Origin of the sequence: Algibacter mikhailovii (genome assembly GCF_014651495.1) — a bacterium.
Taxonomy (GTDB): domain Bacteria; phylum Bacteroidota; class Bacteroidia; order Flavobacteriales; family Flavobacteriaceae; genus Algibacter_E; species Algibacter_E mikhailovii.
The window spans coordinates 340,494-360,481 of sequence record NZ_BMWZ01000001.1 but is presented as its reverse complement, the minus strand read 5'-3'; the positions used below and the strand labels follow the sequence as shown (position 1 = coordinate 360,481).

At 34.5% G+C, this 19,988-nt stretch carries 19 protein-coding genes; 6 read left to right on the top strand and 13 right to left on the bottom strand.

Features of this window, described 5'->3' with window-relative positions:
* Positions 1–48 precede the first annotated feature (48 nt).
* Entirely contained in the window at positions 49–918 is an 870-nt protein-coding gene (locus tag IE051_RS01605) for an alpha/beta hydrolase (protein WP_189358822.1), read from the top strand.
* Positions 919–1,810: 892 nt separating this feature from the next.
* Here IE051_RS01605 and IE051_RS01600 read toward each other — a convergent pair.
* Both IE051_RS01600 and IE051_RS01595 read right to left on the bottom strand, forming a co-directional pair.
* A complete protein-coding gene (locus IE051_RS01600) occupies positions 1,811–2,383 on the bottom strand; it encodes a DUF7486 family protein (protein ID WP_189358820.1) in 573 nt (190 codons plus the stop codon).
* 89 nt (positions 2,384–2,472) lie between these two features.
* The gene (locus IE051_RS01595) at positions 2,473–3,708 is read right to left on the bottom strand and encodes an OprO/OprP family phosphate-selective porin (RefSeq protein WP_229796694.1); all 1,236 of its coding nucleotides are present in this window, start codon (positions 3,706–3,708) and stop codon (positions 2,473–2,475) included.
* Between the two features lie 162 nt (positions 3,709–3,870).
* Between IE051_RS01595 and IE051_RS01590 the strand changes: the two genes are divergently transcribed.
* The 3 genes from IE051_RS01590 to IE051_RS01580 all read left to right on the top strand — a co-directional run bounded on the left by IE051_RS01590 (position 3,871) and on the right by IE051_RS01580 (position 6,090).
* Positions 3,871–4,488: a YqaA family protein gene (locus IE051_RS01590; RefSeq protein ID WP_189358818.1), complete on the top strand. Its 618-nt coding sequence runs from the start codon at positions 3,871–3,873 to the stop codon at positions 4,486–4,488.
* Between the two features lie 64 nt (positions 4,489–4,552).
* Complete coding sequence (locus tag IE051_RS01585; RefSeq protein WP_189358816.1) at positions 4,553–4,846, top strand: DUF3817 domain-containing protein; 294 nt, start codon at positions 4,553–4,555, stop codon at positions 4,844–4,846.
* Positions 4,846–6,090 carry a mechanosensitive ion channel family protein gene (locus IE051_RS01580; protein ID WP_189358814.1) on the top strand — a complete coding sequence of 415 codons (1,245 nt, stop codon included), beginning with the start codon at positions 4,846–4,848 and terminating at the stop codon, positions 6,088–6,090. Before IE051_RS01585 ends, IE051_RS01580 begins: the two co-directional genes overlap by 1 nt.
* A 57-nt stretch (positions 6,091–6,147) precedes the next feature.
* Here the strand turns inward: IE051_RS01580 and IE051_RS01575 are convergent, their stop codons facing one another.
* From IE051_RS01575 to IE051_RS01540, 8 genes are all read right to left on the bottom strand, one after another.
* Positions 6,148–6,813 (bottom strand): YiaD family glycine zipper/OmpA-like lipoprotein, encoded by a 666-nt coding sequence (locus IE051_RS01575; RefSeq protein WP_189358812.1) that lies wholly within the window; start codon positions 6,811–6,813, stop codon positions 6,148–6,150.
* Between the two features lie 26 nt (positions 6,814–6,839).
* Positions 6,840–7,340, bottom strand: coding sequence for a lipocalin family protein (locus IE051_RS01570; protein ID WP_189358809.1), 501 nt, complete (start codon positions 7,338–7,340; stop codon positions 6,840–6,842).
* Positions 7,341–7,579: 239 nt separating this feature from the next.
* A complete protein-coding gene (locus tag IE051_RS01565) occupies positions 7,580–9,172 on the bottom strand; it encodes a PhoX family protein (RefSeq protein ID WP_189358807.1) in 1,593 nt (530 codons plus the stop codon).
* A gap of 267 nt (positions 9,173–9,439) precedes the next feature.
* Entirely contained in the window at positions 9,440–10,498 is a 1,059-nt protein-coding gene (gene leuB / locus IE051_RS01560; RefSeq protein ID WP_189358805.1) for a 3-isopropylmalate dehydrogenase, read from the bottom strand.
* A gap of 102 nt (positions 10,499–10,600) precedes the next feature.
* Entirely contained in the window at positions 10,601–12,121 is a 1,521-nt protein-coding gene (locus IE051_RS01555) for a hydroxymethylglutaryl-CoA lyase-like TIM-barrel protein (RefSeq protein WP_189358803.1), read from the bottom strand.
* Positions 12,122–12,124: 3 nt separating this feature from the next.
* On the bottom strand, positions 12,125–12,721 hold the full coding sequence (leuD, locus tag IE051_RS01550; RefSeq protein ID WP_189358800.1) for a 3-isopropylmalate dehydratase small subunit: 597 nt from the start codon (positions 12,719–12,721) through the stop codon (positions 12,125–12,127).
* 19 nt (positions 12,722–12,740) lie between these two features.
* The gene (gene leuC, locus IE051_RS01545) at positions 12,741–14,135 is read right to left on the bottom strand and encodes a 3-isopropylmalate dehydratase large subunit (protein WP_189358798.1); all 1,395 of its coding nucleotides are present in this window, start codon (positions 14,133–14,135) and stop codon (positions 12,741–12,743) included.
* A 203-nt stretch (positions 14,136–14,338) separates the two neighbouring features.
* Positions 14,339–14,722 carry an acyl-CoA thioesterase gene (locus IE051_RS01540; RefSeq protein WP_189358796.1) on the bottom strand — a complete coding sequence of 128 codons (384 nt, stop codon included), beginning with the start codon at positions 14,720–14,722 and terminating at the stop codon, positions 14,339–14,341.
* A gap of 234 nt (positions 14,723–14,956) precedes the next feature.
* Between IE051_RS01540 and IE051_RS01535 the strand changes: the two genes are divergently transcribed.
* The gene (locus tag IE051_RS01535) at positions 14,957–15,373 is read left to right on the top strand and encodes a glyoxalase (RefSeq protein WP_189358794.1); all 417 of its coding nucleotides are present in this window, start codon (positions 14,957–14,959) and stop codon (positions 15,371–15,373) included.
* A 54-nt stretch (positions 15,374–15,427) separates the two neighbouring features.
* Here the strand turns inward: IE051_RS01535 and IE051_RS01530 are convergent, their stop codons facing one another.
* Together IE051_RS01530 and IE051_RS01525 are read right to left on the bottom strand one after the other, a co-directional pair.
* Positions 15,428–16,111: a DUF2461 domain-containing protein gene (locus tag IE051_RS01530; RefSeq protein ID WP_189358792.1), complete on the bottom strand. Its 684-nt coding sequence runs from the start codon at positions 16,109–16,111 to the stop codon at positions 15,428–15,430.
* 75 nt (positions 16,112–16,186) lie between these two features.
* Positions 16,187–16,963: a tRNA pseudouridine synthase A gene (locus tag IE051_RS01525; protein WP_189358791.1), complete on the bottom strand. Its 777-nt coding sequence runs from the start codon at positions 16,961–16,963 to the stop codon at positions 16,187–16,189.
* A gap of 93 nt (positions 16,964–17,056) precedes the next feature.
* Here IE051_RS01525 and IE051_RS01520 point away from each other — a divergent pair, with 93 nt between their 5' ends.
* Complete coding sequence (locus IE051_RS01520; protein ID WP_189358789.1) at positions 17,057–17,473, top strand: hypothetical protein; 417 nt, start codon at positions 17,057–17,059, stop codon at positions 17,471–17,473.
* Between the two features lie 81 nt (positions 17,474–17,554).
* Here the strand turns inward: IE051_RS01520 and IE051_RS01515 are convergent, their stop codons facing one another.
* The gene (locus IE051_RS01515) at positions 17,555–19,882 is read right to left on the bottom strand and encodes a DUF4955 domain-containing protein (protein ID WP_189358787.1); all 2,328 of its coding nucleotides are present in this window, start codon (positions 19,880–19,882) and stop codon (positions 17,555–17,557) included.
* Positions 19,883–19,988: the final 106 nt, after the last annotated feature.

Below are 19,988 nucleotides of genomic sequence, written 5' to 3'. Positions count from 1 at the left end.
GACACATAATTCAATCAAAAAAATCACTAAATACTTTATTGACTAAAAATGGAATCACTATATAAATCTGAAACAGGAAAACTTGAGATTTTAAATCTTTATGATCAAAAGTTAAAGGATCTAAATATCAATTATCAGTTTCAAGAGGTTGAAACGGCTTTTGGTAAAACCAATGTAATTGTTACTGGAGATGCCACAAAACCACCAATACTAATTGTTCATGGTTCAAATGGTTGTGCACCAATAGCTTTAGAAACCTATTCAGGCTTAGAATCACATTTTCAAGTTTTTGCAGTTGATGTATTGGCGCAACCCAATAAAAGTGCAGAAACGCGATTATCAATGAAAAATGATGATTATGGTACCTGGTTACACGAAGTAATTGATAAACTTGAGTTAAAAAATCTAACACTTGCAGGTTTTTCATTTGGAGGTTTGGTTATTTTAAAGGCTTTAGAATTTAAAGATATTAACATAAAAGAAGTCTTTTTAACAGCACCTGCTTACGTAGTAAATGGAAATCCTTTTAAAGCTTTGTTTAAAGTGTTTATACCTATGAAGCGTTATATAAAAACAAAAAAGATAAGGTATGTGGAACGTTTTTTAAATGAGCTATTTTCAGAAAGAGATGAATTTGCGATACAGTTACTATCAAAAGTATTTTTGCATTTTAAAATGGATTTTACACCAGTTCCAGTAATAAATAGGAGGGTAGCCAATTCAATAAAAACACCAATTACTATAATAGCCGCAAAAAATGATTTGATGTTTCCTGGTAAAAAAATGATTAAACGTGCTGGCAAAATATTTCCTTCATTAAAGGAGACTATATTATTAGAACAGTCAAAACATGTTCAAAACAGTGCTGACAACAAACGAATTGTATGTCTAATACTTGAGAGTTTCCAAACATCATAAATAACAATTAAACCATTGCTATTGATTATTAAAATTATGTAAAATAGAATATCAATGTAAAACTTGGCCTCATAAAATTTTGGTCAAAACAATAGGAGAAATGAGCGTGCATATTTTAGGGGTTTAGCAATAAAGTATCTTAAGAGTTTCAATTATACAAGGGATTTCAAAGCAATGTTAACGAGTTCGAATGTTTCCTAAAATATAGCGAATGAGCCGTTAATTGTTTCCAAAATTATATGCAGCCTTGAATTTTTGTTTCTTTTGTTTCAAGACAAAAGATAATGAAAGTTGAAAAAGAAGATTAATTGAAGTTCTAAATATAACAAGTGCATAGAATTTTATTTTTCTTAAAATTTATGCTCTTGTGGAAAGCTCACGAGAATCGTCTAAAATTTTTTATAACGTACATTTTATCGAATACGCGATTTTTAATAATAGTAAAAAGGTTAGCTTTTATTTTGGCGTTGGCAAGCGTTGGATAATTGTGTGTAAAATAAATTGCCATAGCAATTTGATTTTATAAAACAATCGAGCGTTTGGCAGCGGCTATTTTACATAACGGCTAATTATAGATACAAATGTTTTTTAAACGCTGCGAAGCAAACCGCTTATTAGTTTAATGACCCAAGTTCCAAGTGTTCTTATGAAAACGAATGCTTCTGGGATATTTTACATAATAGAGAATTATAGCTACACATCTAAATTATTCTAACGAAGCCACAATTAGCTTGTCATAATTACTATCGATATAAGTCTGCGACATTATATCTGCAATTATGTCAAATATCGCCCAAAAGCGCTATTACGCTAATTGTTGTAAAATGTACTATAATTTATATTATGTAAAATAGAAATTTTACAATTGTATACATATTCCCCATGCTTCTACTTAATACTTTATTTGAGGAATAGATTTGATGTGAGCGAATACCTCAATCCCATTAACCGTAGTTTCAACTTCATCCGTATTCATTTTAATACCCTTAACCGCATTGGTTTTACCATCTGGAGAAATAGCAATCACATTATAAAAAATAAGGTCTTCATAAATCGCTCTAATATGCACAATATTTCCAGATTGACTTACGCCTTTAACTGGCAAAAAACCCCCATTATCTGTTATCGCTTTGATGTCTAGAATTTGTCCATCTTCATCTATAGCCTTTACAGGATGATATTTTCCCTGTCCCACTAACATTTTTACTGGTAAGCGTTTGCCTTTTACAAAAGCCTTCACATCTAACAAACTGGTTTGTTCTGAGTTTTGTATGGCTTTGACGTCATATATTTTTCCAGATTTATCAATGGCTTTAATTTTTAAAAACTTGACCTCAGGTTTAAAACCTTTTACATGCCAAATCACCTCTTTAAAGTCCGTTTTTATGGAAGTATTTTCATTTTGAGAAAAACAAAGTGTACTGCTCAGTACTACTGTAAAACATAATAAAATTGAATTTTTCATGGCCCTTATATCGTATGACATAAATGTACAACGACCCGAACTATTTTGATATGATAATTATCAGCTTACTATGGCTTGTTTTATGAATTTTATAAGGATATATCCCATTGAATTCTGAACCTAAGGCCGCTATCACCTTCAATAGTATCACTTTGCAACGCAAAATATGTAAACTCAGCAGATAATTTATTTCTATGTCCCCCTTTAAAAAACCAATTAAAGGCCAGTGCATATTCCTGTTCTAAATTTTTAGTAATATCAGCGTTCGGATTATAGGATGCAAAACGTCCTGCAACCTCCAATGATTTTGGTACAACCGGAATTAGATTAGAGAAAAAATAACCCGCTTGGAAATAACTACCATTTAATTGGGTCGTTTTAAGATTTACATGATCTATTATTTCTTTACTGTGTAATTCACTCTGCCATGAAAATCCTTTGTATTTAAAAGCCGTTTCTATCATAAACTGATTGACTTCATATTGACCAGTAACCCCTGGTTCAAAACCATCAAGTTGTCCCCCACCATCTTGAGAAAAGCGCGTATACGGACTGGTGTTAGTCGCTGCTGCTAAAGCAATTAAGGCCTCAGGCTTTAAGCAATAATCTAAATCTGATCCAGACATGGATACCTCCCTTCCTAGGAAATTCCATTGCAGTCGCCCGACATACATGAGATGATTATCATCATTTTCAGAAGCCCCTCTTCCTGATCCAGTCAATATTGACATATGATAGGTTATATCCGCTAGAGACCCTTCAAAAATACGACCAGAGAATTCAATACCCTGCTGCCTATCTAAAGTAAACGGGCGCGTAATAATTGAGCGTTCTACCATTTGCTGTTTTCCCGATGATATAACCCGTTCTCTATTATAATACGTTTTCCATTGGCCAACCTTTATATTAAAGGCTTTCCATTTGTTAAACATCATCCTAAAATCCAATAAATTACCCTGTGCCAATTCATATTCAAAATAATACTTTAAATACGGTTGAAACGCGTGTCCTCCTATTTTTAGACGGGCTCTATTAATTTTGAAAACAGTATTATCAGTAGCATAGATATCATCATAATTCAACGGGTTTTGATCACCAGGGGTGGCAAACCTAAATTGTAATCTCGATTCTATATGCAGTAAGTGTTTATTATCGACCGTCTTAAATTGAAACCCCTTGTTGGTATATTCAATATCTATTTTTTTCTGTTGGGTATCCGCTGTCTTATCTTCTTGAGCTAGAAGACTAGGCGTTACAAGTAAAAGGGACAACCCTAGTATGGTAATACAATAGTTTCTTTGTAACATCAATGAAATAGCAATCATCAAATTTTATATTTGTAGTAAATTTAATGGTTTTCTTAATTTATTTTATGGTACAACTGTAATTTATGCCCTCTTTTTTCGACCAATAATTTCACATTGATTTCTAATATTTTTTTAGAAATACTAACATAAACTGTATATTTGTCTACCGAACGCCCCAAAATGAAAAATTCTTCAAAAGCTAAAAGCGATAAATCGCGCATCCAATTATTGCATCAATACTACCAGTATACTGGGTTTTATGTATTTGTTGGTAATGCTGTGAAAAAAGCCATACCCTATATTTTAGGTATTGTTTTGCTAATTTGGGGACTTAATTATTTTTTTAATATTAATGAATTCCTGGTTCAAATTACCGAGATGCTTCCGGCCTATGGTGTTTTGAGCTTCTTTTTTGTTTCTGAAACCCTTTTAGGGTTAGTGCCTCCCGAAATATTTATAGCTTGGTCAGACAAAACCTCCGATCCTTGGTTTAACTTAAGCATACTCGCGTTATTATCTTATGCCGGTGGTTTATTAGCCTATTGGATGGGACGTTCTATAACCAAAATAGAATCTGTTCATCATTATTTAGAAGTTAAAATGGAAAAGCAGTTGAAGAACTCCAAAAAATGGGGTGGCTTCTTAATTGTTGTAGGTGCCTTACTACCACTACCCTTTTCTATATCTTGTATCGCGGCGGGGATTATAAAATTTCCTTTTAGAGGCGTGATACTTTACGGTTCGTTAAGATTGTTAAGATTTGCTATATACGGCCTCATTATATTCAATGCCATTTAAAAAACACCTTAATTAGTCGTGTTTTAGATTTTTGTGTTCTACTTTTGCACTTAAATCTTAAAGCATGTTTTCTTTTAAATCTATATTTAGAATTGTGGCACTTCTTGAAGGCCTTTCTTATATTCTCCTTTTATTTATTGCAACCCCTATTAAATATTTAGCAGATGACCCGCAATATGTGAAATTATTGGGTATGCCACATGGTATTTTATTTATTGCCTACATTGCTATGACCTTTATGTTAAAGCCTGATTACTCCTGGAATACCAAGCAGTTTATAACCGTTTTAGTAGCGTCTATAATTCCTTTTGGAACATTTTATATTGATAAAGTTTATTTAAAAAGTACTACTGTATAATGAATAGTTTTAAACGTGACATTTATAATTTTTTGCTGAACGCTGGTGTAGCTGAAGAAACAGCCCGCTATCTTAATTTGTTTGTGATGCTTTTTGCATTGCTCATACTTATTTTTATTATAGATTTCATAATCAGAAAATTATTACTGCAGGCCTTTAGTAGATTTGCTCAAATTTCTAAAACAAATTTTGATGATTTATTGGTAGCCAATAAAGTACCACGAAATATTGCACATATTATTCCCTTTTTGGTGGCATTGAAATTTATACCGGATATTTTTGAAGATTTCTATGACGTGGAAGTTCATGTTGAAAATGGCTTGCAAGTTTTTGCTGTTTTATTAACCCTTTGGGTGGTACGAAGTATTTTAAACACGCTCAAGGACTATTTGAAAACCCTCCCTCGTTTTAAAGACAAACCAATTGATAGTTACATACAGGTCTTTATGATTTTTGCATGGATTATTGGTTTTTTATCAGCTATAGCCATTATTACTGATATTGCCTTTATGAAATTTATCACTGGTATGGGAGCCATTTCTGCTGTGGTACTTTTGGTTTTTAAAGACACCATTTTAGGTTTTGTGGCAAGTATTCAAGTGGCTATAAATGATATGGTTCATATTGGTGATTGGATCACTTTTGAAAAGTATGGCGCAGATGGGGATGTCATAGAAATAAACTTAGCAACCGTTAAGGTTCAAAATTTTGATAAAACGATAACCACCATTCCTACCTACGCCCTAATCTCTGATTCATTTAAGAATTGGAGAGGTATGAGTAATTCAGATGGTAGACGTATTAAACGGGCTTTGTTTATAAAGCAAGAAGGGATTAAATACTTAACAGATAATGAAGTTGATAAACTTAAAAAAATTCAACTAATTAGCACGTATTTAGAGACCAGGCAAGCCGATATTACAGCATATAATACCAATAATAAAATTGATAAAGGCTTACTTTTAAATGGTAGAAACCTGACCAATATTGGTGTGTTTAGAAAGTATATTGACGTGTATTTAAAAAACCATTCGGCTATAAATAAGGATATGATGATTATGGCGCGTCAATTAGCACCAACAACACAAGGTATTCCTATTGAAATATATGCGTTTAGTAGTGATAAACGTTGGGAGAACTATGAGTATATCATGTCGGATATCTTTGATCATTTAATGGCAGCTCTGCCCTACTTTGACTTAGAAATTTTTGAATTGCCCAGTCATTCCAGCTTTAAAAATTAACGTAAAAAAAAGAGCGCCTGAATATCGCTCTTTTTTTTGTTTCCTATTAAATTAAACTTATTCGGTTTGCGCTTTGGCATCATCAATCATGTCTTTATTGGCAGAAACCCCCATTTCAACACGACGGTTTTTAGAACGGCCTTCTTCAGTTTCATTATCAAAACGCGGTCTTGTTTCTCCAAAAGCTTCCACAGAAAAACGATTTCCCGCAACCCCCTGTGATTTTAAATAATTCACCACAGCTTGTGCTCTTTTTTTAGACAAGCTCATATTATAAGCAGCATCGCCTGAGCTGTCTGTGTGGCCTTCAACCAATAAATTAGTGTCAGGAAATTCGAGAAAAACTTCAGCAATGGCATTTAAGTTTGTTTTTGCCTTATCCGTTAGAGTGGCTTTATTTAAGGCGAAAGTCACACCGCTTTTATCATCAAAATACACCTGAATACCTTCTCCTACGCGTTTTACTTCAGCACCTGGAAGCACTGTTTCAATCTTATCGGCTTGTTTGTCCATCTGGTTTCCAATCAAGCCACCTGCTGCACCACCAACAGCTGCGCCTATTAGGGCTCCACCAATATTACCGCCTATGAGACCACCTATTAAAGCCCCACCGGCAACGCCAATACCTGCACCTTTTTGGGTGTTATTCGCGTTCTGGAGGGATTTACAATTAAATAAAGAGGTTGATAGTACTACAAGTACCAGCATGATATACTTTTTCATGTTATATGTTTTTTATGAATAATTAATTAAAGGGTGATATCGTCAGAAACTTTATTGAATGTCATGAGGACATCAAATCCATTGCCTTCATAGGTGGTAGCAACGCGTAAAACCATACTGTTTTCATTTAGACTATCAATAGTGCCACTATATCCAGTAGTCACTTTTTTTGCCTTAGTATCAGCATCTATATATTTAAATTGGAATAATGACCCAGCATCGCCAGTATCATTAAATGACCAATGAATGTTATTGGTCATGACCTCACATTGTGATGTGGTTCCACTGGTTGTGAATTTACCAGACCCATTATTTGGGATAAACACCCATTCACTATTCTTAAAACATGCGGAATCTGCTAGGTCGAATAGAAAGGCTTTATATAAACCTTTATCTCCAACGAATTTGATGTTGTTAACTTGCCATGTTCCTTTTAATGTTTTTTTACTGGGTTTGGCAACACCAGATTTTGTACTGGAACATGAAAAGATGAGGGTCAGAATTAGAATACGGACAATAAACTTCATAAATATTTAGAATTAGATTAATAACCAATTAAAGATACAAAAAGTACTGAAAATTAAACGAAACCGTCAGGTCATATTCAGAACCTACTGAAGTATTCCAAAATATCTAGAATCTTTTAGGACATTTTTGATTGACTCAGGCATTTAGAGCTTATGGGAATCCAATCATCCTCGTTTTAATAATGGAACATCCTCAATGCAGCACACAGGATCTTGAGGATGTTCTTTTATGTTGTAGCTTAATGTATAATAACTTTTGATGATATAGTATTGTTAATTGTAATTATATAAATGCCAGAATTGAATGTCTTAAGGTTTAATTTTACTGCATTTACACTTCGATATTCCTGTTCAAATATTTTTGCGCCAATAACGGAATACAAGGTAATGTTTTGGATTTCGGGACCTTCTATTGCTAATTCTTTTGAGAATTTAAGCGGGTTTGGGTAAATCCTGTAGGTTTCCTTTAATTCGTCATTATTAACCGATAGGGCTGTTCCTAAGTTTTCATTTAAAGCCACTACCAAGGTTGTTCCTGTATTAAAATTAACACTGTTACCGGCTGCATCGGTCTGATTGGCATTATTGGAAACAGGATCAGTTAAAAATAACATGGACATAAATAAATACTTGTAATCTGGCGTAAAGGTTATTCCTGTGGGCTCGGATCCTAAGGGCGCACTGCCAAATAATTCAACATCAGGAGCTGCTTGTGTGTGTCCATTTTTCACAACCCAGATGTATTTGTTACCGCCATCTTGAAATACCCATAAATTCCCTGCTCCATCAAAAGCCAAATTATCATTACCATTGCCCCATGGTATTGAAGATGTGGATGAACCATCATTAATGTCATAATTCATTCCGCCAACGTAAGTTTCCATAGTCACTGTGGATGCCGCAGTTTCTAATGCGTTAGAATCAGAAAATCGATATACACGTCCTTCATCTTTAACTGCGAAGTACACCATGCCATCGGGGCCAATTTCAACATCCTCAATGCCTTTAAATACCGTACCGCCTGCAGCGCCACTTAAAGCAATTGTGGTATTTCTTTCGGTAATACTCGTATTAGGGATTTGTATCCAAGCGCCTGCGCCATTTTTAGAACCGGAGTACACATATAAATTCCCCGCACTTAAATCTTGTGCATTGGTAGCCACAAATTTGTATAAATAACCAATATCAGAATCAGCACCTTGATACACTGTTCTTTCATTGGCGTGAATGCTTACATTTTCATGAGCCATATTACCCATGGCCCAATGTTTATCAATAACGGTCTTTGTAACAGGATCCACCTCTACATTCCAGCCTACATCATTATAACCATCCATATTAAAGTCTATAAGACCTAAAAGCGGATTATAAGCAAATTCCTCAGAGGATATAACGGTTCCCCATGGGGTCACTGTGCCAGAGCAATTCGCAGCCGTGTTTCCAACGCGGGCAAAATCTACCGTTTGCGATGCCGTGGTTTCCCAAAGCTTTGTTGCGCCATTTAAGTTAATATCCAAAATGGTTACGCCACCACCACCAGTACCTCCTATAGCTAAAGGTGCATCTTCTGAGTTTACACTTAAATAGCCATTTGTGCTACTGTTTTCAATTGGTACATATGCCGTAAAATCTGGTTTTGTTAGCATGGTACCACTAACCGTCAAGGCGTCGCCCACTTTTATTATTCTTTGAAATGTATGGCTGGCAGGAAGCACAAAACCATTAGTTTGAGCAGCTGGTGTTACCGAAGTAAAATCAGCAATAGTTTGTCCGAAAGCACTTTGATTCAGAAGTATTGAAAGTATCAAAGCGGATTGTAAAATTACCTTCATATCTTGTAAGTTTGTGTTTCCCAATAATTTACAAAAAAAACACGTCATTTACAATTGAATACTACAATTTGTATAAACTAACCATGTTCGATGTGCGCCTTAGGGCTTATAAATGTTAAGTGTTTGCGCTATTGAAGGGAAAACATTTTTAAATATAGTATGGATTAAAACCATAGGTTTAAAGTATGCTGCAGCTTTATGAGCAAACATAAAAGCCTGTTAGTATTTGAACTAACAGGCTTTTTTAATATATAAAGATTGTTTTTTTTAGATATTCGCAGCTAACCAATCCCCTACTTCAGTAGTTCCATATGATTTTCCACTATCGGCCAAATCTTCGGTAACAATACCTTTGGCTAAAGCGCTATTAACAGCATCTCTAATGGCTTTGCCTTCTTCAGGAAGATTGAACGCCGTTTCAAACATCATGGCTGCCGATAAAACTGTTGCCATAGGGTTGGCAATGTTTAATCCCGTTGCCTGAGGGTAAGACCCGTGAATTGGCTCAAATAAAGCGATATCAGCTCCCATAGATGCCGATGGCATTAATCCCATAGAACCTGAAATTACAGAGGCCTCATCGGTTAAAATATCTCCAAATAAGTTTTCCGTAATCAATACATCATAACTGTTTGGCCATTGTACCAAACGCATAGCTACAGCGTCAACAAACTCATAAGATACTTCTACTTCAGGATAATCTTTTTCCATAGCCTGAACTGTTTCTCTCCAAAGTCTTGAAGTTTCTAAAACGTTAGCTTTATCTACACAACATAATTTTTTAGAACGTGTCATAGCTAATTCAAAACCTTTTTTAGCTAGGCGTTGTACCTCTGCTCTGGTATACACACAGTTGTCAAAAGCAGTTTCTCCACCGTCTCTTCTGCCTTTTTCACCAAAATAGATACCACCTGTTAATTCTCTTAAAAACACCAAGTCTGTACCTTCAATACGCTCTTGTTTTAATGGTGATTTATCTAATAATGATGGGAATGTAAACGTTGGGCGTACATTAGCAAATAAACCTAAAGCTTTGCGCATTTTTAATAAACCTTGCTCCGGACGAACCTTAGCAGAAGGGTCATTATCAAATTTTGGATGGCCAATAGCACCAAATAAAACGGCATCGGCATTTTTACATACCTCATGAGTTTCATCTGGGTAAGGTTCTCCAACAGCATCAATAGCTGCGGCACCTGTTAAGGCTGGTTGCCATGTAATCTCATGTCCAAACTTCTTTGCAACAGCATCACTTACTTTGACTGCTTGATCAATAACCTCTGGTCCTATACCATCTCCAGCTAAAAGCGCTATATTAAATTTCATTTTTTTATTTTTAGTTAAAATTTTATTTTTTGTCTTAAGGCAAAACAGTTAAAATCTATGCCTCATGGTTTGTTTTATTCTGATGAGTACAATGTGCAACGCTTAGTTTACAACAATATTCAACATCTTTTCAGTAGCCTTAATGGCAGATACCGTTTGATCGGAGTCTAGTCCACGTGTCTTAAATTCCTTTTCCGGATATTTCCAAGTAATAATGGTTTCACATAAGGCATCAGATCGACTACCAGGCGGAATACGCACGGCATAATCAATTAAATCAGGCAATATGGTTCCCTTCCTTTTAAATACACTTCTAATCGCATTCATAAAGGCATCAAACTGACCATCACCTTGTGCGTTTTCCTCAAACGTTTCTTCTTCAATGGTTAAAGACACTGTAGTTGAAGGTTTTAAGCCCTTAGAATGTGTTAACACATAAGAGTTTATCTTTATTTTTTCTTCATAAGTTCTGTCTAAAACATCAGAAATAATATACGGTAAATCTTCTTTGGTAACGACTTGTTTTTTATCACCCAGTTCAATAATACGTTGGGTGACCTTTTTTAAATCTTCATCATTAAGTTGTAATCCTAATTGCTGAAGATTCTTTTGAATATTGGCTTTGCCTGATGATTTCCCTAAGGCATATTGACGTTTTCTTCCAAAACGTTCAGGCATTAAATCACTGAAATAAAGGTTGTTCTTATTATCACCATCGGCATGAATACCCGCTGTTTGCGTAAATACATTGGCACCAATAATAGGTTTGTTAGATGGAATAACTACGCCTGAGAAATTCTCAACCAATTTGCATACGGTATACAGCATTTTTTCATTAACCCCTGTAGTAAGTTCAGGCATAAAATCATTAATCACTGCAATAGTACTAGACATTGGTGCGTTACCTGCACGTTCTCCCATGCCATTTATAGTAAGATGTAACCCGTCTGCACCCGCTTGTAATGCAGACATCACATTCGCTACTCCTAAATCATAATCATTATGACCATGAAAATCGAAATGTAAGTTGGGATAGGTATCTTTAATTTCTTTTACAAATGCGTAGGATTCTTCAGGAGTTAAAACACCTAAAGTGTCGGGTAACATAATACGCTTTATAGGTTGGGTAGCAAGAAAGTCTAAAAACTCATAAACGTAAGCTTTAGAATTACGCATGCCATTGCTCCAATCTTCTAAATAAACATTGGTTACAACACCTTTATCTTGACCTAGCTTTATGACCTCTGATATTTCTTTAAAGTGCTGACTAGAAGTCTTTTTTAGTTGGTGAGTTAAATGATTTAATGAACCCTTTGTAAGTAGGTTTTGAACCTTAGCACCAGCCTCAACCATCCAATTGATTGATATACCATTATCCACAAAGCTCAATACTTCTACCTTGTCTAGATAATCATGCTCTGCAGCCCAATTGGTAATTTCCTTTACGGCCTGAAATTCACCTTCTGAAACACGAGCAGAAGCAATTTCAATGCGATCTACTTTTAACTCTTCAAGTAATAATATGGCTATAGTAAGCTTCTCAGAAGCAGAAAACGACACTGACGAGGTTTGCTCACCATCGCGCAATGTCGTATCCATTATTTCTATCTTTTTAACGCTCATTATTTAAAAAGGACGAGATTCAGTAAACGTTTCAATCTCACTTTTCATACTTTGTAAATAATCAATGTCATCAAAACCATTCAGCATGTTACCTTTTTTGTAACCATTAATATCAAATGATTCTTGAGAACCAGATGCTAATAAGGTAATGGTTTGTGCTTCTAAATTAATTTCTAATTCGGTATTAGGATCTGCATATATCGCTTCAAAAATCTCATTAGCAAATTCTGGACTAATTTGTACCGGTAATACACCAATATTAAGACAGTTGTTCTTAAATATATCAGCAAAGAAACTAGATACTACACAACGAAAGCCATAATCATAAACAGCCCAAGCCGCATGTTCTCTTGATGAACCAGAGCCAAAGTTTTTACCTCCTACTAATATCTTTCCTTTGTAAATAGGGTTGTTTAAAACAAAATCTTGTTTAGGTGTATCATCACCATTATATCTCCAGTCACGAAATAAGTTATCTCCAAAACCTTCACGTTTTGTCGCTTTTAAAAAACGTGCTGGTATAATTTGATCTGTATCTACATTCTCTATTGGCAAAGGAACTGCAGTACTTGTAAGTGTTGTAAATTTATCGTAAGCCATTTTTCTTGTATTCTAAATGTTAAAGTAATTCTCTTGGATCAGTTACTACGCCAGTAACAGCGGCGGCAGCTGCAACTAATGGACTCGCTAATAGTGTTCTAGATCCTGGTCCTTGACGACCCTCAAAATTTCTGTTTGATGTACTTACAGCATATTTTCCTGCAGGTACTTTATCATCATTCATAGCTAAACATGCAGAACAACCCGGTTCTCTTAATACAAAACCAGCTTCTTCAAAAATATCAAGCAATCCTTCTTCTTTAATTTTAGCTTCAACAACATGCGAACCAGGAACCAACCAAGCCGTTACATTAGCTGCTTTTTGCCTACCTTTTACAATAGAAGCAAAGGCACGGAAATCTTCAATACGACCATTAGTACAACTACCAATAAATACATAATCAATTTCTTTTCCAATCATCTGCTCATTCTCAGCATACCCCATATAAGCTAACGACTTATCATAAGTAGCTTTACCACCTTCAACAGCATCTGCAGAAGGAATGTTATTTGAAATACCCATTCCCATACCCGGGTTAGTACCATAGGTAATCATAGGTTCTATATCGCTGGCATCGAATGTTAATTCCTTATCAAAAACAGCATCATCATCCGTTTTTAAAGTTTTCCAATAAGCCATAGCCTTATCCCAATCTGCACCTTTTGGTGTTTTTGGTCTTCCTTTGATATAATCAAACGTTTTCTCATCTGGTGCAACCATACCACCTCTTGCACCCATCTCAATAGATAAGTTACAAACCGTCATACGACCTTCCATTGTCATGTTTTCAAATACATCACCAGCATATTCTACAAAATACCCAGTAGCTCCTGACGTAGTAAGCTTAGAAATAATATATAAACCTACATCTTTAGGCGTAACGCCCTTATTTAATGCGCCATTAATACTAATACGCATTTTCTTTGGCTTAGGTTGCATAATACATTGCGTGGTTAAAACCATTTCAACCTCAGACGTACCAATACCAAAAGCAATAGCACCAAAAGCACCGTGTGTAGAGGTGTGTGAATCTCCACATACAATAGTAGCTCCAGGAAGGGTAATACCATTTTCTGGTCCCACAACGTGAACAATACCATTGTTTTCATGACCTAATCCCCAGTGACTAATACCATATTTGTTGGCATTATTTTCTAAGGTTTTCAATTGATTAGCAGATAACGGATCTTGAACCGGTAAATGCTGATTAATTGTCGGCGTATTATGATCGGCAACCGCAAATGTGCGTTCTGGATATAAAACACTTAAACCTCTACTTTCTAATCCAACAAAAGCTACAGGACTAGTAACCTCATGGATTAAGTGACGATCTATATATAATACATCTGGTCCATCTTCAATATTTCGCACCACATGCGAATCCCATACTTTATCAAACAATGATTTACTCATAAATATCTTTAATTATTGTGTTAAAACTACTTTGGAAGTTATAAAGCAGCACAAATTTAAATTTTATTGAAGTCATTCAAAACTTTATCCCCTTATGTTATTGAATTTTTATAAAATTACCAATGAATATCCACTTAAATAGATTTTATTCAATGAAATTCTAAAATTGGTTACAATTTTCAAACTTAAAAAAAGGCATCTTATTACAATCTATCTTTTACAAATTCTACTTCGGTTTTTCCATGTGCTAAAGGCTTGCCATCTTTTCCAATATTAACCATTATAATATTTGAAATTGTAATAATCGTTTCGCGAGTCATCATATTTCTAACTTCACAACTCAGTGTTAAAGAAGCATGTCCAAACTTGACTGCTTTAATGCCAATTTCAATGACATCGCCTTGTTTGGCAGAAGCTTTAAAATCTATTTCACTTATATATTTTGTCACAACCTTCTGATTCTCCAATTGAACAATACTATACAAGGCGGCCTCTTCATCGATCCAGTCTAACAACCTTCCTCCAAAAAGGGTTCCATTGGCATTTAAATCTTCAGGTTTAATCCATTTTCTTGTATGAAATCTCATAGTAATATTATTTTTTATTGAATATTGTGTTTGGTACTGTGCATTGAAAACGCTTAAAAAGTACTAATGGCAGTTTTATAAATCTATTAGAGGCTTTAGGGACTTTTAATTACGGCGTTTAAATATGCTTTAAAGATAGAAAAAATGCACAATGTTAATAACCTCGTTAACAATTAAAACGCCCTGCTTCAATTTCCAGAACTCAAAAGCTATATTTTTATTAAAACTCTTATCATGGACACTAGAAAATTTAACTTAAAAAGTATTCGACCGGAAATCCCATCAGCTACTATTAAGGATAACATGAGTGCAGATGAACGTTTTCAAAATGGCGTACTTCGGCCCATTATAAAATTTCAAAACGATTTACTTATTGAAGTTTTTAGAAATTATGTAGCAAAGCACAAAAGTGTATTCTACGATTTATCGCTTGAAAAACGTTTGGATTACATTGAAAATGCGGTTCAAAAAGACATGAAGCTTCGTAATTCAATGAAAGGCATGATTATTGGCTTATTTTCAGTAGAAGAATATTTACTATACATAAATAATTCTTCCGCTCTCAATAAACGCATGATGAATTTGGTTAAAGAGCGTCTTTTAAGTCAGATCCAAATTTTTACAAAACCAGAATTACTTACAGCGGTTTAATTATTGATTAAATGCGCTAGGAGCTTTAATCAAAACAAGATAGTATTCTTAATGTTAATCAATTAATGATACGCCATTTAAATCTGTGGTTAACACATCGCTCATGTAATTAAAAAAGGGTCTTATAGCCTTAAAAGACAGATCCACATCATCTAAAAATCCGGGATCTAACACCTCTTTGTCTGTATATTTTTTTGTAAAAATATATTGTTTTTTCTTGATTAAATCTATGGCCTCATGGTCTTTATTAAAACCTCTAGGGGCCGATTTTACTTCATCACCAACAAAAGCATCTCCCCAAACCCTATTAAAATTTTTATCTGAAAGTATCTCACGGATTTCAGAGGCATCCATTTCAAATTCTTTCCGAATACGCATTAAATCTTCTTTAGCGGGTTCCCAGAAACCGGTGGCTATAAAACTTTCATTATTGGGTTGAATATGCAAATAGTACCCCCCACGTAATCTTGGTTTTGTCCTATGGAATGATCCGCCAAAATGCGTTTTGTAAGGTAATTTGTTTTTGGAAAAGCGCACATCTCTATAGATTCTGAATATTTTGAGTTTGTCTATATCGTCATGCTTATTTAAATTTTCCAAAATAGCATTATAGACCTGCTTTACCTCGACTTCAATCGCTTTAAACTCTGGTTTATGTGCATTAAACCAATCTCGGTTGTTGTTTTTTTCTAAATTTTTAAAAAAGGAAAAGACGTCTTTAGAAATAGTGCTAGCCATAATTGATTTTATTTTGATTGATTAATTTAAATAAATAAGTCGATTTTAAAAAGGGAAGTTACAAAACCTTTTATACTACTCAAACTCAATACGATTTAAAATCAAACCAGATGCAGGAGCTATATATTGCATTTTTACTTTACTATCAGGAAGTAGGCTTTCTTTGATATCATCGAGTGTTAATTTGCCCTTACCCAAATCAATCAAGGTGCCCATCATCAAGCGTATTTGATTTCGCATAAACCCTTTACCCTTTACCCTTAACATATAGGTTTGTTTTGGAAAGTAATTGGCTTGATATATATTATTTTCAACCAATTCACATTGTAAAATATCTCTAGTGTAAATGCCTTGTTCTGTTGGTTTGTAGCAATAGGACCATAAATAATTCGTCCCTTCAAATAATTTAGCTCCTTTTTTCATAAGGTTAATGTCTAAATCATCCATAATGGTTGTCATTATGGGCGCACAAAACGGGTGGCATTTCTCACCATAGGTGAATAAATACAAATATTCTTTAACTTTAGAATGGTTGATTATATTGAAGCTCTTATCTACCTCTCGAATATTTAAGGCTCTAATATCTTGTGGTAAATTGTGATTGAACAGCTGTAAAAAGGCCTTGGTATCTTCTATAGGTTCTTTTAAAAATAGTTCAAAAGCCGATTGCTCTGCAGATACCATGGCATCCGTTCGTCCAGAAACCAACGTCTTAAAATAGGTACCCTCCAAAATATAATTGAAAGTTCTGTCTACCATTAAATGCAACGTTTTTAAGTTGGGTTGTTTTTGCCAACCATGAAAACGATACCCTAAATATTGAACATCAATTACGTAATAATACTTTTTCATTAGTATGTTTTATTAAGGCGAAAATTAGGGTATTTATTAATTGTGGCAAAAAATTTATACATTGTAATCAAATCACTAACAAAACAAAATATTATGACAAGTTCAATCAACAAACCGCCAATCTGGTTTTGGATAGTTGGCGTTATAGCCCTTGTTTGGAATGGTATGGGGGTTAATGCGTATTTACAACAAGCCTATAACACTGAAAGTTATCGTAACATGTACTCCACTGAACAATTAGAAATTGCAGCGAATATGCCTGTTTGGGTTACGGCCGCTTTCGCAATTGCCGTATTTGGAGGAGCATTAGCGGCCATTGGGTTATTACTTAGAAAATCCTGGTCTGTTAAATTATGGCTTTTATCATTGTTAGCTGTTATTATTCAAATGGGGTATATCCTTATAAACGGCTACGCATCTAGTATGGTAATGACCATTATGATTATAGTCTTTGCTCTATTTTTCGTTTGGTTTGCTAGAAAAAGCGAATCAAAAGGATGGCTTTCTTAAAGAATTAAAATTTCTGTACCTATTAATAAAAATGTGGTTTTTTTAGGCTTTTAAGGTTTTTAAAACGATTTAGCGAATTATTTATTTTTTTATAATTTTAATCGTTTTAAAAGATTTATCATCCTTTAATTGCAATAAATAGACACCTTTAGAAATAGCTTTTTTTTCTAAATTAAGTACGACCGTATTATTTCGAGTATTTACGGGTTGTGTTAAAAGCGTTCTTCCATGTATGTCTATTAAAACTAATGTTTTTATAGTATTATTTATAGGTAATCTAATGGTCACATTGTCGTTTGTTGGATTAGGATACACCCTAATAGCATCTATAATGTGTTCACTTGAAGCTAAACTACTAGATGGCATCCATGAAATATCATTTATGGCTATAGTATTATTTTTACTGCTCGTACTTGCATTTCTGAGTGCTATTTTAATGTCTCCAGTAATATTTATGTTTTCCACTTTAAATTGATATATCTCGCTACCGATGTGGCGCATGGACCCAACAACTTTATTATTGATTAATAATTCAATAATTCTCTCAGAGCCATCTTCCCATAAATCTTTGCAATCAACTGAGAAAGAAGAAATCCCTCCAGGAATGTTATTTGAATGAATACCGATTACCCCCTTCTGAAAATAAATTTCTTTGGAAGAATCTATATAATTATTGACACCTTTAGCATTTACATGCCATATAATTTCATTGTCCCCAATATAGGTTTCTTGACCCCAGCCAACTAAACTTAGGTTGTTAATTGTCTCGGTATAATTTAAGCTTTCTGGGATCTGATACCATTTATCTTTTAATTCCTCATATTCCGCTATGGCTTCATCAAACCATACTGGCCTAGTGCCTAACCTATATTCTACTTGAGCTTCATATAACGACTCAGGATACACTTTTACACCATTACTTTCTTCATATTTAATGTTTGATTGTAGAAACGTAGTCTTAGAGCCATGATACCCAACAATTATTGGGTTTGCCACAGCGGCGTTACAATAGTTACTACCGCAATCTTCCCAAAAATCAAAGTTTGAAACATTTGGCCCTACTCTACTATGATTCCAAATGGTTAAGCCTCCTAAGTGATTTGGTAAATTAGCATAGTGACCTCCATTGCCCATAACATCATACGCAGCATATAAATCATAAAGATTAGATCTAGGATATGATCCATGAATATCCATTCCTCTTCCATTTTCTGCGTCAATTCGCCATGCTACAGAACCAGTTGTTCTACCAGACACATCAATGCCATGCCATTGCCCTCTGTTAGTATTATCCCATATTAATCCCATTAAAATTCTTGAAGAACCACCAGCTCCAACTAAAGCATGGCCTCGGTTGCCATCTACTAATATTTGAATAATAGAAACCGCATAACAATGTCCTGTAGATACTGCTTGTGTAACATTTGAAAAACGGGAACGTCTTACCCAGCAATGTGCCGCATCGCCAAAACCAATGGCACTCCAACCAGAATCATGTTTATAATTCTTATGATGCTGAAAGCCTTCAGTGAAATTGGCTTTAAAATGAATGTCTTCAAAACCTGAGTTCTCCATCATCCCCCAACCACTAACAGTCCAACCATGAGCAGCTTTTATATCATTAATAAACTCATCCTTAAAGTATACTTTATTTCCCTCTATCCTATCAATTTCATGAAACTCCTTCCCTTCTACACCTTTGTTATTAATATTACTCCAAATACTTCTTGTGTTCGTTTTTCCGTCAAGGTATAAGCTATTAGCCTCTTTGTTTGCCGGCATATCCATTCTCACATATTTATACCCATTTAGTACACTTGCATCCGTTACAGTTACATAGTTTGAGTTTTTATCAGAATCTGCCGTTAAAGCTAATTTTTGTGTTGAATTATATGGTGCATCAAAGACGAACATTTTTGGTGTATTCCAAAGCGCAGTAACACCCGGAACTTGAGACATTACAGTTTTCATATTAATTACAGTACCATCAGGGCCAGAACCACTTCCCTTAAGCACAATATTTGAATGTGTAATTCTTATTGACACATAATTACCAGCTACAGGGTTTACTATAAATTCACCTGGAGGAAAAAACACAACGCCTCCACCTGCGTTTTGCGCAGCACTAATAGCTGCTTTAATTGCATCTACATCAGATATATTGTCATTTGCTACTGCTCCGTATGTGGTAACATCAAAAACGGTTGCAGTGCTTTCTGGTATTGCAGAAGCTCCTAAATTGTAACCCGCAAAACTATAATTTGGCAAGTCAGGTATTAAATCTGCCTCTACACCAGTTAGCTCTCCAGTATACTTTTTCCAGATTTTGGTGTCTTGAGAATTTCCGTATTGGACAATAAAACATACGGCGTATAGTATTGTAAATAATCCATTTGAAGTTATTTTCATTATTTTTTATTTAAAATTTAAAACTTATTAATACCATTATTATTAATTGATATTAATAAGTGACTTGCATTTTAGTTCTTTATAAATAAACATATTACCACGCTTC